Genomic DNA, 14,849 nt, shown 5'->3' on the forward strand with positions numbered 1-14,849 from the left:
TAAAAAAAAAGGGAAATCGGGTTTGTGAGGGGTCTTGGGGGCTCGGATGTGGTTAAAAGAGACAGCTCCCTGTTCCCCCCCTCGACGGCGGTCCGGGTGCCCATGCACCCGGACCGTCGGGCGTTCCCGGCGCCGGGCCTCAGGCCCTTCCGGCGTCGACGGCGGCGGCGATCTGCCGGCAGTAGAAGTCGGTGGTGTTGCGGGTGTGGCGGCGCATCAGTTCCTCGGAACGCTCCGCGTCGCCCAGGGCGATGGCCTCGATGATGGTGGCGTGCTCGTTCCAGGCGTCCCGGCCGCGGGGCCGGGCGATGGGCATGTAGTACCAGCGCACCCGCCGGTCGACCTGGAGGATCAGCTCGCCGAGTACCTGGTTGCGGGACAGCTCGGTGATGAAGCCGTGCAGTGCGGCGTTGGCCTCGACGATCCCGCGGGCGTCGTCCGCCGCCAGGGCGGCGATGCCGGCGTCCTGCAGTTCCCACAGGTGTGCCACGTCCCCGTCCGTGGCGTGCAGCGCGGCGCCGTGCGCGGAGTGGGTCTCCAGCACGGCGCGGACGCTGAGGAGCTGGGTGGCCTCCTCCTGCGTGGGGGAGTGGACGAAGGCGCCCTGGGCGGGGCGCAGGTCGACCCAGCCGTCGGTCTGCAGCCGTTGCAGCGCCTCGCGCACCGGCTGGCGGCTGACGCCGAGGTGGTCGGCGAGTTCGGCCTCGACCAGGTGCTGGCCCGGTCTCAGGGTGCCGTTGACGATCAGGTCGATCAGGGCCTCGTAGACGGCCTGGCGCAACGGTGCCGGCCGGGTGACCCGGACGACGGCGGCCGCGGTGCTTGTCTCGCGCATGAGCCCCCCTGTCGGCTGAGTTCTTTGCACAATGCCAAGAATACAGATTTCGGTATGCAATTCAGCCGCAGGAAGGAACAAGGCTCGGCCGGACATCGGCCGTCGGCGTGCGGAGGCCCGCGGTGGAGCACCGGCGGCACGGCCGACGGGGCGGGGGAAGCCGCGCTCCCCCGCCCCACCGCCGTGGGTGGAACACCCGTCAGGCGGGGGCGGGCTGCTGGTCGGTGCGCAGGCCCTGCGCCGCCGCGGACGCGGGGTCGGGCGTGCTCAGCGAGCGCAGGATGGCGTCCACGCTCTCCTTGGCGTCGCCGAAGAGCATGCGGCTGTTCTCGCGGAAGAACAGCGGGTTCTGCACCCCCGCGTACCCCGAGGACATGGACCGCTTGAAGACGACCACGTTCTCCGCCTCCCACACCCGCAGCACCGGCATGCCGGCGATGGGGCTGGACGGGTCCTCCTCCGCCGCCGGGTTGACGGTGTCGTTGGCGCCGATCACCAGCACCACCGTGGTGTCGCCGAAGTCGTCGTTGATCTCGTCCATCTCCAGCACGACGTCGTACGGCACCCGGGCCTCGGCGAGCAGCACGTTCATGTGCCCGGGCAGCCGGCCGGCCACCGGGTGGACGCCGAAGCGGACCTCGACACCGCGCCGCCGCAGCGCCTGGGTCAGCTCCGCCACCGGGTGCTGCGCCTGGGCCACCGCCATGCCGTAGCCGGGGGTGATGATCACCGACGTGGCGTTCTCCAGGAGTTCGGCCGTCTCCTGCGCGGAGGTCTCGCGGTGCTCGCCCTGTTCGGCGTCGCCGCCCGTCGGTGCCGGGGCGCCGAAGCCTCCGGCGATCACCGAGAGGAAGGACCGGTTCATCGCCTTGCACATGACGTACGACAGGTAGGCACCGGAGGAGCCGACGAGCGCGCCGGTGACGATGAGCAGGTTGTTGTTGAGCAGGAAGCCCGCCGCGGCCGCGGCCCAGCCCGAGTAGCTGTTGAGCATCGAGACGACGACCGGCATGTCACCGCCGCCGATCGAGACGACCAGGTGCCAGCCGAGCGCGAGCGCCAGGGCGGTGACGGCGATCATCAGGCCGAGGTCCGGGCTCACCGTGAACCACACCGTCAGGGCCACGAAGGCGGCCAGCGCCCCGAGGTTGAGGGCGTTCTTGCCGGGCAGGGTCAGCGGACGGGAGTTGATCCGCGCCGACAGCTTCAGGTAGGCGACGATGGATCCGGTGAAGGTGACCGCGCCGATGAAGATGCCGATGAACACCTCCGCGTGGTGGATGCCGAGCAGGTCGCCGGCGATCCGGGTCTGCGCGGCGCCGTGCGCCTCCACCTCGTAATAGCTGTTCCAGCCGACCAGCACCGCGGCCAGGCCGACGAGGCTGTGCAGGACGGCGATGAGCTCGGGCATCTGGGTCATCTCGACCCGGCGCGCCCGCCACAGGCCGATGGCACCGCCGACGACCGTGGCGGCGACGATCAGCACGACGGAGGTGCCGGGGATGTCCTGCGCCGCGGCGACGACGGTGGCGACCAGCGCCAGCGCCATGCCGCCGATGCCGTACGCCACCCCGGCGCGGGAGGTGCGGTGTTGCGAGAGTCCGGCCAGGCTGAAGATGAACAGCAGCGCGGCGACGATGTCGGCGGCCTGGGCGGCCGTGGTTGCGTTCATCGATCCTCAGCCCTTCGAGAACATGCCGAGCATACGGCGGGTGACGGCGAATCCTCCGAAGATGTTCACGGTGGTCAACATGATCGCCACGACCGACATCACGGTGACGGCCGGTCCGGCGTGGCCTATCTGCAGCAGTGCTCCGACCACCACGATCCCCGAGATGGCGTTGGTGACCGACATCAGCGGGGTGTGCAGGGCGTGGTGGACCTTTCCGATCACGTAGTAACCGATGACGACGGCCAGCGCGAACACCGTGAAGTTGCCCACGAGCTGGGCAGGGGAGAAGGCGACCAACAAGAACATCGCGAGCATGCCGGAGGCGACCAGGCCGTAGCGCGCGGCCGGTGAGAGCCGGGGCTCCTTCGGCGCGGGCGCCGGCGCGGTCGCAACCGGCGCCGGTGCCTGCCCGGCGGGCGCCGCCGACACCTGGACGGGCGGTGGCGGCCAGGTCTTCTCGCCCTCCCGCACCACCGTGACGGCCCGCTGCACGACGTCGTCGAAGTCGAGCGTCAGCCGCCCGTCCTTGCCCGGCGTCAGCAACTTGAGCAGGTTGACGAGGTTGGTCCCGTACAACTGCGAGGCCTGGGCGGGCAGCCGGCCCGCCAGATCGGTGTAGCCGATGATCGTCACGTCGTTGTCGGTGACGATCGCCTTCCCGCTGACCGTGCCCTCGACGTTGCCGCCCTGCGCGGCGGCCATGTCGACGATGACGCTGCCGGGCTTCATCGACGCCACGTCGGCCGCCGTGATCAGCCGGGGGGCCGGGCGGCCGGGGATCAGCGCGGTGGTGATGATGATGTCGACGTCCGCGGCCTGCTCGCTGTAGATCTCCGCGGCACGCCGGTCGTACGCCTGCGAGGTCGCCTTGGCGTAGCCGTCGCCGCTCGCCTCCTGCTCCACCTCGACGGCGAGGAACTCGCCGCCCAGGGAACGGACCTGGTCGGCGACCTCGGCCCGCGGGTCGGTGGCCCGCACCACCGCGCCGAGGCTGCCGGCCGCGCCGATCGCGGCCAGACCCGCCACGCCCGCGCCAGCCACCAGGACCTTCGCCGGCGGCACCTTGCCCGCCGCGGTGACCTGACCGGTGAAGAAGCGCCCGAAGACGTGGGCCGCCTCGATCACCGCCCGGTACCCGGCGATGTTCGCCATCGAACTGAGCACGTCCATCGACTGGGCCCGGGAGATGCGCGGGACGGCGTCCAGCGCCAGGACGGTGATCGGCCGTGCCGCCAGTTGCCCGACCAGGTCGGGGCTGTGGGCCGGGGCGATCAGCCCGATCAGGGTCGCGCCTTCGCGCAGCTTCCCGATCTCCTCGTGCGAGGGGGCGTTGACCTTCAGGACCACGTCCGCCTGCCAGGCGTCGCCGATCCGCGCGCCCGCCTCGGCGTAGGCCTCGTCGGGGAAGCCGGAGGCCGCTCCGGCCTCGGACTCCACGACGACCTCGTAGCCGAGGCCGAGGAGCCGGCGGACGCTGTCCGGTGTGGCCGCCACCCGCGTCTCCCCGGCGGTGGACTCGGTGACGACACCGATCTGCTGTGGGGGTGAATCAGACATCGCTCTCCTTTTCCGTCGCTACCGACTGACGTCACGGCGTCGTCAGCCGAGCCGTCGTCCGCACTGCGTGCTCCCCGGCCTCGTGGTGCGGCCGTGCGTGCCCGGGACCGCGTGTGCGGCGAAGCGTTCCCCCGCTGCGTGCTCGATCAACCTGTCCGGAGCGTGTGTGACCCGGTTCATGGTCCCGGGCGACGCCGGGGACCTCCGCCGCGGCGCCGGGCGGGACCCTGTTCGGTTCCGGGCGCGCGACTTTGCGTGAAGGGACTGTACATCCCAAGAGAGTACTGCATACAGTATTCACTCCCCCTTCGAATGGAGAGGAGTCGCCGTGAAAATCGCAGTCCTCGGAGCCGGTGCGATCGGCGCTTACGTGGGCGCGGCACTGCACCGTGGTGGCGCGGACGTCCACCTGATCGCCCGGGGTGAGCATCTTCAGGCGATACGCGCCCACGGAGTCCGGGTGAACAGCCCGCGCGGTGACTTCGTGGCCAAGCCCCACGCCACGGACGACCCCAAGGAGATCGGCCCCGTCGACTACGTCTTCCTGGGCCTGAAGGCACACTCCTACGCGACCTCGGGACCGCTGATCTCCCCGTTGCTCGACGACAGGACCGCGGTGGTGGCCGGTCAGAACGGCATTCCCTGGTGGTACTTCCACGAGCTGGCCGGCCCCTACGAGGGGCGGCGGATCGAGGCGGTCGACCCCGGCGGCGCCACCAGCGCGGTGCTGGCGCCGGAACGCGCCATCGGCTGCGTCGTCTACCCCGCGACGGTCATCGAGGCCCCCGGGGTCATCCGGCATCTGGAGGGCACCCGGTTCTCCATCGGCGAGCCGGGCGGCGGCGTCTCCGACCGGTGCACGCAGCTGAGCGAGGTCATGATCGCCGGCGGCCTCAAGTGCCCGGTGGAGCCCAACCTGCGCGACGACATCTGGATCAAGCTGATGGGCAACGTCGCCTTCAACCCGATCAGCGCCCTCACCAGGGCGACCATGGTCGACATCTGCAAGCACCCCCACACCCGGCGGCTGGTCGCCCAGCTCATGGAGGAGACCCTCGACATCGCGGCCAGGGTCGGCAGCACCCCCGACATCTCCATCGAGAAGCGGCTTCGGGGCGCCGAGGGGGTGGGACACCACAAGACCTCGATGCTCCAGGACCTCGAGGCCGGCAAGCAGCTGGAACTCGACGCCATCGTCACGGCCGTCGTGGAGATGGCCGACATCTCCGGCGCGGACGCCCCCAACCTGCGCGCGGTCCACGCCGCGACCGACCTGCTGGCGCGCGGCGTCACCGCGGACCGGGACAGCGGGGCCGTCGCGCGCAAACCCGTCCCCGCCTGACCCGCCCCCCGCGTATCCGAACCCGAGACACCCGCGGATCGCCGGTCCACCGCCGGACGACCGCCGCAGTACCTCCGGAGCCCGGTCCCGTCGCGGCGGCGACGGGACCGGGCCCCGGACAGGGGCCCGCACCGGCTTGGCGGGTACGAACGAGGGCCGCGATCCGGCTCGGTAGGCTGTGCCCGGTCACACCGCAACCAGCTCGTCCGCCGTCGGCCGCCCGGGGCCGTTCCCGATCCCGGGAGCGCCGGTCCACCGGCACCGACGGCGTTGCGACTCCAGCAGGAAGTGCCGGCGCGGCCGCGGCCCAGGCAGAGAGGAGTCGTTCATGCTGTTCCGTCAGCTGGAGTACTTCGTGGCGGTCGCCAGGGAGCGGCACTTCGCCCGGGCGGCGGAGTCCTGCTACGTCTCGCAGCCCGCGCTCTCGGCGGCGATAGCCAAGCTGGAGCGGGAGCTGAACGTCACGCTGATCAACCGCGGGCACAACTACCAAGGCCTGACCCCGGAGGGCGAACGGCTGGTGGTCTGGGCCAAACGCATCCTCGCCGAGCAGGAGGCCTTCAAGGCCGAGGTGGCCGCCGTCCAGTCGGGCATCACCGGCACCCTGCGGCTGGGCACCGAGCCCACCGCGTCCACCACCCTGGTCCTGCCCGTCGCCGCGTTCTGCGCGGCCCATCCGCTGGCCAAGGTCCAGGTCCGCTCCCGGCTGTCGACCACCGAACTCCACCGCCAGCTGCTCGCGTTCGAGCTGGACGCCGCGATCGCGCACTTCGCCCCGCACGACCGGGAGAACCTGCAGGTGATGCCGCTGTACGAGGAGCGGTACATGCTCCTCGCCTCCAGCGACCAGCTGCTGCCGCAGACCGACACCATGAAGTGGGCGGACGCGGCCACGATGCCGCTCGCCCTGCTGACCCCCGACATGAGGATCCGCCAGGTCATCGACGACGCGTTCGCCGAGAGCGGGGTCGTGGTGACCCCGCAGGTCGAAACGGACTCGGTGGCCGCCCTCTACGCCAGCGTGGGCGCCGGCGCGTGCGCGAGCATCGTCCCGCACACCTGGCTGCGCGCGATGCCGCCGCTCGGCCGGATGCGGGCCGTGCGCCTCGTCGAACCGGACGCCAGGGCGCAGGTCTCCGTCGCGATCCACGCGGCGACCCCGGGGTCGGTCGCGGCGCGGGCGTTCATGACCGCAGCGGCCGGGCTGTCGCTGGACGAGTTCTTCGACGAGCCGCTGCCCGCGGAGCACCGCGTCAGGTGAGCCCGGGCCATACGGCGCCCTCCGCGTACAGGACGTCCACCGCCGCCCGGTCAAGACCGCCCTTCGCCGTGTGCGGGAGCGAGGCGACGACCCGGATCCGGTCGGGGATCTCGAACGGGGCCAGCCGGGCGCGGCAGTACCGGCGGATCTCCTCGGCCCCGGGCACCTCCGCCCCCGGCGCCTCCACCCCGCCCAGGACCACGGCCGCGCCGACCCGCTGCCCGTACGTCGCGTCGGGCACGGCGAACACGGCGGCCTCGGCCACCCCCGGACACCCGGCGAGGACGTCCTCGACGTGCTCGGGCACGACCTTCTCGCCCCCGCGGATGATGAGGTTCTTCAGGCGGCCGGTCAGGAACAGGTGGCCGTCCTCGTCGAGCGCGCCCAGGTCGCCGGTGCGGAACCAGCCGTCGGCGAAGCCGTGTGCGGTCTCGGCGGGGTTGCCCAGGTAACCGCGGGCCACCGTGGGACCGTGCACCCACACCTCGCCCTCGCCGCCGGGCGGGCACGGCTTCCCGTCCGGGTCCAGGACCCGCAGCTCGATCCCGGCCGGCCGGCCCACCGAACCGTGCTTGAGCGCCCCGTACTGCGGCAGCGGCTCGCTCGTCGCCTGGTGCGCGGACTCGGTCATGCCGTACGCCGACAGCAGCGGCGCGCCCAGGGTGCGCTCCAGCGCCCGCTGGGTGGCCGTGTTGAGGGGCGCGCTGGAACTGCGCAGGAACCGCAAGCCCGGCACCTGCGGGCCCGTGAGGTCCGTCGCCGCCCGCTCCAGGAGGAGCTCGTGGACGGTGGGGACCGCGGTGAACCACGTGGCGCCCGCCGCCCGCATGTCGTCCCAGAAGGTGTGCGCCGAGAACCGCCCGCGCGCGGGCAGCAGCACGCAGCCCCCGCTCGCCAGCGTGGCAAGCAGCGTGGCGAACAGCCCGTGCCCGTGGAAGAACGGCATCGCCGCGACCGTCGCGTCTCCCGGCACCAGTTCGTAGGTGGCGCACACGCCGCGGACCGAGGCGGCCACGTTGCCGTGCGTCAGCGGGACCATCTTCGCCCGGTCGGTGGTCCCCGCGGTGAACAGCACCAGGGCGTCGTGCGCGGTCAGTTCGCCGGACGCGCCCCGCGCGGCGGCCGGCGCGCCCTCGCCCGTTGCGAGCACGGCCGCCGCCGTCCCGGCGGGGGAGAGGTCCACCCGCAGCGCCCAGGCCGGGACACCGGGCCCCACGGCCGCCGGCGGGGCGCCCCCCGCGGTCGGGCCCAGCAGGACGGCCCGCACCCCCAGCGCCTCCAGCCGGGCCGTCATCTGCGGCTCGGGCAGCGCGGGGTCCACGGGGGCCACCACCAGCCCGGCCCGCGCCCCGCCCAGCATCGCCACGACGAACTCCACGGTGTTGGCGCCGACGAGGCCGACCGGGTCCCCGGGGCGCAGCCCCGCCGAGGTCAGGCGCGCGGCGACCGCGTCGGCCAGCTCGTCCAGGGCGCGGTAGGAGACCTCCGCGCGGTCCGCGCCGGCGATCAGCGCCGGTGCCTGCGGACGCCCCCGGGCGTGCCGGTCGAGGAGATCGGTCAGGCCCGTGACCGCGGGCGACCGGTAACGGTCGGGGTCGCGCACGGATGCAGCGGCCGGAACGGCCATGGCCGCACCTCCTCGCGCCTGGAATGTCTGATGAACCGTCCCCAGCGAGACTGCGCGGGGCGCGGAGCACCCGTCCAATACGCACTGGCGAACGGTCGATAGCGGAGGTCTATCAACCCACCTCAACGCCCCTGTGGCGTGCGTCGATAAACGCCGTCTATCGGCTGGTCGCCGATAGGTCTTGGACGCGGGGGAGCGCGCTGCGGATGGTGAAGGGAGAAGCCGCACGCATGACCCGCCCAAGGAGGACCTCGGACCATGACCGCCCCCTCACCACTGGAGACAGCGGCGAACGCCGACGCACCGGCCGAGCTCACCGACGGGTACCACCTGGTCGTCGATGCGCTCAAGATGAACGACGTCGACACCATCTACGGGGTGGTCGGCATCCCGATCACGGATCTGGCCCGGCTCGCCCAGGCGCAGGGCATCCGTTACATCGGCTTCCGCCACGAGAGCAACGCGGGACACGCGGCGGCGGCGGCCGGCTACCTCACCAAGAAGCCGGGCATCTGCCTGACGGTGTCGGCGCCGGGCTTCCTCAACGGGCTGGTGGCACTCGCCAACGCCACCACCAACTGCTTCCCGATGGTGCAGATCTCCGGCTCCAGCGAGCGCCACCTCGTCGACCTCAAGCAGGGCGACTACGAGGAGATGGACCAGCTCGCCGCCGCGCAGCCGTTCTGCAAGGCCGCGTACCGCATCAGCCGGGTCGAGGACATCGGCCGCGGCATCGCCCGCGCCCTGCGCACCGCCGTCTCCGGGCGCCCCGGCGGCGTCTACCTCGACATCCCCGCCGCGGTGCTCGGCTCCATCATGGACGCCGGGGAGGGCGCGAAGACGCTCAGCCGCCTCGTCGACCCGGCACCGCGCCAGCTGCCCGCCCCCGAGGCGGTGGACCGCGCGATCGAGCTGCTGGCCGGCGCGCAGCGGCCGCTGATCGTCCTCGGCAAGGGCGCGGCCTACGCGCAGGCGGACACGCAGATCCGCGAGTTCGTCGAGTCCACCGGCATCCCCTACGTGCCGATGTCGATGGCGAAGGGCCTGCTGCCCGACGACCACCCGCAGTCCGCGGCCACCGCCCGCTCGCTGGCGCTGAAGAAGGCCGACGTGGTGATGCTGGTCGGCGCCCGCCTGAACTGGCTGCTCAACCACGGCGAGGCACCGCAGTGGAACCCCGACGCGAAGTTCGTCCAGGTGGACATCGAGGCGAAGGAGATGGACAGCAACCAGCCCATCGCCGCGCCGCTCGTCGGTGACATCGAGTCGGTCGTCGAGGCCCTCATCGAGCGCAGCAAGCCGGGTCAGATCGCGGCCCCCGCCGCCTGGCGGGAGGAACTGGGGGCGCGCTCGGCGCAGAACGTCGCCAAGATGGCCGAGCGCCTCAAGGCCGACCCGCACCCGATGCAGTTCATGGGCGCCCTGAAGGCCGTACGCGACGTGATCCGCGAGCGCCCCGAGACGTACCTCGTCAACGAGGGCGCCAACGCCCTCGACATCGCGCGCAACGTCATCGACATGCACGTGCCGCGGCACCGCCTCGACAGCGGCACCTGGGGCGTCATGGGCATCGGCATGGGCTACGCGATCGCCGCCGCGGTCGAGAGCGGGGAGCCGGTCGTGGCCGTGGAGGGCGACAGCGCCTTCGGCTTCAGCGGCATGGAGATCGAGACGATCTGCCGCTACAAGCTGCCCGTCGTCACGGTCATCATGAACAACGGCGGTGTCTACCGCGGTGACGACGTCAACCCCTACGACGAGGCCCCGTCGCCGACGACGCTGATGTCCGCGGCCCGCCACGACGTGATGTTCGAGGCCTTCGGCGGCAAGGGTTACCGCGCGACCACCCCCGCCGAGGTCACCGCCGCCCTCACCGAGGCGCTCGCCTCGGGCGGGCCGGCCCTCATCGACTGCGTGATCGACCCCTCGGCGGGCACGGAGAGCGGCCACATCGCCCACCTCAACCCCAAGGGCATCACCGTCGGCAACATCGTGCCGGCCAAGAAGTGACCGCCCCGTAGGCGACGCACCGCACCCCGAAGCACCGTTCCCCAGCACCGCCCACCCGCGCACCGCGAACAGACAAGAAGGAAGCCACCATGAGTGAAAAGCCGCTCGCCGGGATCAAGGTGATCGACTTCACCGGGGTCCAGGCCGGCCCCGCGTGCACCCAGATGCTCGCCTGGTTCGGCGCCGACGTGATCAAGGTCGAGCGTCCCCAGGGCGGCGACGTGACCCGCAACCAGCTGCGGGACGACCCCGACCTCGACGCGCTGTACTTCACGATGCTCAACAGCAACAAGCGCTCGCTGGCTATCAACACCAAGACCCCCGAGGGCAAGGAGGTCATGGAGAAGCTGATCCGCGAGGCGGACATCCTGGTCGAGAACTTCGCGCCGGGCGCCATGGACCGCATGGGCCTGGGCTGGGACCACATCCACGAGCTCAACCCGCGCCTGATCTTCGGCTCGGTCAAGGGCTTCAACGACGACTCGTCCTGGAACGACCTCAAGGTCTACGAGAACGTCGCCCAGGCCGCCGGCGGCGCCGCGTCCACCACGGGCTTCTGGGACGGCCCGCCGACCATCAGCGGCTCGGCCCTCGGCGACAGCAACACCGGCATGCACCTGCTGATCGGCCTCCTGACGGCGATCATCCACCGCAACGCGACCGGTGTGGGCCAGAAGGTGTCGGTGTCCATGCAGGACGCCGTCCTCAACCTGACCCGCGTCAAGCTCCGCGACCAGCAGCGCCTGGAGAAGATCGGCTACCTGGAGGAGTACCCGCAGTACCCGAACGGCGAGTTCGGCGACGCGGTGCCCCGCGGCGGCAACGCCGGCGGCGGCGGCCAGCCGGGCTGGATCCTGAAGTGCAAGGGCTGGGAGACCGACCCCAACGCCTACATCTACTTCACGGTCCAGGAGCAGAACTGGAAGCGCACCGCCGAGGCCATCGGCCGGCCCGAGTGGGTCGACGACCCGGAGTACACGACCGCCAGGGCGCGGCAGCCGCACATCTTCGAGATCTTCGCGGAGATCGAGAAGTGGCTGGCCGACAAGACCAAGTACGAGGCGGTCGACATCCTGCGCAAGTGGGAGGTGCCCTGCGCGCCCGTCCTCAGCATGAAGGAGCTCGCCGAGGACCCGGACATGCGCAAGAGCGGCACGATCGTCGAGGTCGAGCAGAAGGGTCGCGGCACCTACCTGACGGTGGGCAGCCCCATCAAGTTCTCCAACTTCAAGCCCGAGATCAAGGGTGCCCCGCTGCTCGGCGAGCACGGCAGCGAGGTCCTGGCGGACCTGGGGTACGACGGGAACGACATCGCGGCCCTGCGCGAGAAGAAGATCATCGTCTGACCGGATCCGCACAGGCCCACGTGTGCCCCGCGCGATCCGTGCGCGCGGGGCACACGTGCGTCCGGAGCGGTGTGCCGCGCGGCGCACGCACGGCGAAGCCCCCGGCACCGAGGATCGGATGCCGGGGGCCCACCCGTGGGGAACGGGCCGGGTCAGGCGGGCGGGATCACCCGAAGACCAACTTGTCGTTCCAGCCGGACCCGATGACGGTCTTCACCGGTGGGTTGGTGTTGGTGGTGGACGGGTTGTAGATGGCCACGTGGCCGTCCGACGCGAACCGGGCCCAGATGTCCGGGATGCCGTCGTCGTTGATGTCCGGGATGCCGATCGCCGAGTTGACGTTGGCCTCGGTCCAGCTGGTCCCGAACGGGACGTCGCCATTGAGCGAGTTGCCCGCCAGCATCAGGGAGTTGAGGTCGACGCTGCCGGCGACGGAGCCGGGCTTGCCGTGCCGGGCGTACATGTTGCCGTTGTCCAGGTTGCGCCAGAGCAGGTCGGGCGTGCCGTCCTTGTTCATGTCGGCCAGGTTGACGATGTCGCGGCGGGCCCAGGCGTCGGGGTTCATCATCGTCGCGGTCCGGAAGGTCGCGCCGCTGTAACCGGAGAGCACCCAGAAGCTCGCGCCGCTGCGCAGGACGAGGTCGGGCAGTTTGTCGCCGGTGATGTCGCCGATGGCCTTGAGCTGGGTCCAGGTTGACGGCGCGGGCGCGTTCGACGGGAGGCGGATCTTCATCCGCTGGTCGACGTCGAACGAGCCGTAGCCGTCGCCGGGGTAGAGCCAGAACACGCCGTCGGGGTTGACGGCGAAGAGGTCCGTGGTGCCGTCGCCCGGGTAGGCGTCCTGGTAGTGCGCGATCAGCGCGGCCTTGCCGGTCGTCGCGTTGTACCAGTGACCGGCGGGGTTCAGCGTGGGCTTGCCGCCCGCGCCCATGGTGTACGAGGACGTCAGCGAGCCGTAGAGCTCGCCGCCCGGCTGGCCCGCGTACGTCCGCAGGACGCCGGTGACGTCGATGGCGAGCAGGTCGGGGGTGCCGTCGCCGCCGGTGTCACCCGGCTTGTCCTCGTTGTCCCTCGGCGGGACGTAGGTCGTGTAGTCCGTCCGCGCGCTCGCGTTGCCGAGGCTGTCGTAGGCGTAGACCTGGAGCGTGTTGGGGCCGGCGTTCGCCGGCCGCAGGTTGGGGACGGTGGCGATGCCGCTGGCGTTGGCGTTGACCGAGATCGGGGCGACCCCGCCCCAGGCGTAGGTGAACCTCGCGGCCCCCGGCGATTCGAAGGTGATCGGTCCGGTGTCGCCGAATTTCACCGTCGCCCACGTGGCGCCGTCCGACGTGGTCCTGAGGAACACGTCGCTGGTGACGATGGGCTGGGACGGTCCGCTCGGGTCCACCGTGATGCGGCAGGGCTCGGTGCCCGGCGGGTACACGGTGGACGTCGCACCCGCCGAGTCCTTGCCCATGGCGTCCCAGGAGAAGGTGGTGTTGGTGGTGATGTCCTTCAGCAGCGGATCGCTGGACGGGATGGTGTACGTGGCGGTGCCACCGGAGGCGCCGATCGTGATCTCGACACCGGCCGGGACCGTTCCGCCGGTCTTCCAGAACCGGAAGCGGACCTTGCTCATGTTGTTGTCGGGGTCCTTGGCGGTCACCGACAGGGTGATGTTGGTCTTGCCGACCGTCACGCCCGCGCCGGGGCCGGGCGTGCAGGGGCCGCCGGGCTTCGAGGAACCGGCGGTGGGCTCGGACGGGTTGCGGTTGTATTCGGCCTCGATGGTCGCGGAGGTCGCCTTGAACTTGCGCCAGGTCTGGGTGTCCGACTCGCTCGTGGCCCGCATGCCCAGGGTGACCGTCGCATCGCCCCGGTCGGTGGCGTACTGGGCGGCGTCCTTGACGTTGAAGGCCTCGTACTCGTCCGGGCAGGAACTCGACGACCAGCCGTGCGCGAAGGACTTGCGCTGGATCTCGTCGGACCAGCTCGGCTGCGCGTTCCACGTCGTGCCGGACGAGATCGCGCCGGTGCGCCACAGCTGGAACTCGCGGGTCGTGCAGGACCAGGAGTGGTTGTTGAGCACCTTGAAGGTCGCGCTGGTGATGTCCGCGCCCTTGATGGCCTTGTTCCAGTCCATGCGCCAGAAGGAGCGGGCGGTGCCGCCGGTGTCGGACTCGTGGCCCACGCGGGCGTCGGAGGTGCCGGAGGAGAAGTTGGTGCCGTTGAAGAAGCTGGTGCTCGGGTACGGCTTGTAGGCCACCGTCCACGCGTCCCAGCCCGGGTTCAGCGGCGGGTCGACGAACAGCGGGTACGTGACGCCCTCGCGCGCCGCGAGACCGGAGGCGGCGAAGCCGAGGCCGAGCCGGGCGGTGTGGGTGTTCTCGCCGTCCAGAGTGATCGGCAGCGGCGCGGACTGCGCGCCGGGCTCGATGCCGGTCAGGCCCGACAGCTTCAGCACGTCGGCCGGGGTGGCGACGGACGTGTGGTGCGCGGTGCCCTCGGGCAGCTCGGGGTCACGGCCGCTGGAGTCCCACGCGAACGGCGTCGGGATCGTGCCGACCTCGTTGCCGCCCTTGTCCAGGACCTGGACCCGGCTGGCCTTGCGGTCCTGCCGGAACACGGCCGTGGCGGAGCGCAGGCCGTACGTGACGGTCTTCAGAGCTTCCTGCCGCGCGGCCTCGGGGGTCTTGAGGATCAGGACCTGAGCCATGCCGCCCTCCTCCCGGGCGACGAGCAGCAGGTCGACGCCCGGGAGGACCTCGGAGTACAGGGCGCGCGGCCCGTCGAGGACCGGAGCGGGCAGCGCGTCCGGCCAGGTGTACGCGACCGTGTGGCCGTCGAGCTCGACCTCGGCGAGCACCGTCTCACCCGGCGTCTCGGTGCGGGCGAACGAGCGGTCGGCGCGCGGCTTCCCGGCGTTGCCGCTCGCGAAGCGGACGGGAACGGCCGGGTTCGCGGGTGCGATGCCGAGGCCCCTGGGAGCCTTGGCCGTCCGCTTCAGGGTGTTGTCGATAGGGGCCCACTCGCCCTTGGCGTTCCTCGCCCGGGTCGGCGCGGCCGTGATCCGGGTCTTGAAGTGGCCGTCGGGCAGCGCCCAGGTCAGCGTGGTGCCGCTGGTCGCGGTGTCGACGAGCACCTGCTTGCGGGTGCGCCGGGCCTGGGCCATCGCGCCGGCCTCGTCACGCGGTCCGGTGGAGGCGGGGGTGGCGTGGGC

9 protein-coding genes are annotated in these 14,849 nt (G+C 71.5%); 4 read left to right on the top strand and 5 right to left on the bottom strand.

Annotated elements, in window-relative coordinates; all coding sequences use genetic code 11:
• Positions 1-139 precede the first annotated feature (139 nt).
• The 3 genes from PV350_RS36485 to PV350_RS36495 all read right to left on the bottom strand — a co-directional run bounded on the left by PV350_RS36485 (position 140) and on the right by PV350_RS36495 (position 4,064).
• Entirely contained in the window at positions 140-835 is a 696-nt protein-coding gene (locus PV350_RS36485) for a GntR family transcriptional regulator (protein WP_500337796.1), read from the bottom strand.
• 199 nt (positions 836-1,034) lie between these two features.
• The gene (pntB, locus tag PV350_RS36490; RefSeq protein WP_500337797.1) at positions 1,035-2,507 is read right to left on the bottom strand and encodes a Re/Si-specific NAD(P)(+) transhydrogenase subunit beta; all 1,473 of its coding nucleotides are present in this window, start codon (positions 2,505-2,507) and stop codon (positions 1,035-1,037) included.
• 6 nt (positions 2,508-2,513) lie between these two features.
• On the bottom strand, positions 2,514-4,064 hold the full coding sequence (locus tag PV350_RS36495; protein ID WP_500337799.1) for a Re/Si-specific NAD(P)(+) transhydrogenase subunit alpha: 1,551 nt from the start codon (positions 4,062-4,064) through the stop codon (positions 2,514-2,516).
• 328 nt (positions 4,065-4,392) lie between these two features.
• On the opposite strand from PV350_RS36495, the gene PV350_RS36500 reads away from it, so the two are divergent.
• Positions 4,393-5,406 carry a 2-dehydropantoate 2-reductase gene (locus PV350_RS36500; protein WP_500337801.1) on the top strand — a complete coding sequence of 338 codons (1,014 nt, stop codon included), beginning with the start codon at positions 4,393-4,395 and terminating at the stop codon, positions 5,404-5,406.
• A gap of 328 nt (positions 5,407-5,734) precedes the next feature.
• Positions 5,735-6,667, top strand: a complete 933-nt coding sequence (locus PV350_RS36505; RefSeq protein WP_499514964.1) for a LysR family transcriptional regulator — start codon at positions 5,735-5,737, stop codon at positions 6,665-6,667.
• Here PV350_RS36505 and PV350_RS36510 read toward each other — a convergent pair.
• On the bottom strand, positions 6,660-8,294 hold the full coding sequence (locus PV350_RS36510; protein WP_500337803.1) for a FadD7 family fatty acid--CoA ligase: 1,635 nt from the start codon (positions 8,292-8,294) through the stop codon (positions 6,660-6,662). The two genes, PV350_RS36505 and PV350_RS36510, sit on opposite strands and share 8 nt — an antisense overlap.
• 258 nt (positions 8,295-8,552) lie before the next feature.
• Here PV350_RS36510 and oxc point away from each other — a divergent pair, with 258 nt between their 5' ends.
• Together oxc and frc are read left to right on the top strand one after the other, a co-directional pair.
• Positions 8,553-10,304, top strand: coding sequence for an oxalyl-CoA decarboxylase (gene oxc, locus PV350_RS36515; protein ID WP_500337805.1), 1,752 nt, complete (start codon positions 8,553-8,555; stop codon positions 10,302-10,304).
• Between the two features lie 89 nt (positions 10,305-10,393).
• Positions 10,394-11,650 carry a formyl-CoA transferase gene (frc, locus tag PV350_RS36520; RefSeq protein WP_500337806.1) on the top strand — a complete coding sequence of 419 codons (1,257 nt, stop codon included), beginning with the start codon at positions 10,394-10,396 and terminating at the stop codon, positions 11,648-11,650.
• A 166-nt stretch (positions 11,651-11,816) separates the two neighbouring features.
• Here the strand turns inward: frc and PV350_RS36525 are convergent.
• Positions 11,817-14,849: FG-GAP-like repeat-containing protein (locus tag PV350_RS36525; RefSeq protein WP_500337807.1), on the bottom strand; the 3,033-nt coding region annotated here is incomplete at its 5' end.

The organism is Streptomyces sp. PA03-6a, assembly GCF_033792765.1.
Lineage (GTDB): Bacteria > Actinomycetota > Actinomycetes > Streptomycetales > Streptomycetaceae > Actinacidiphila.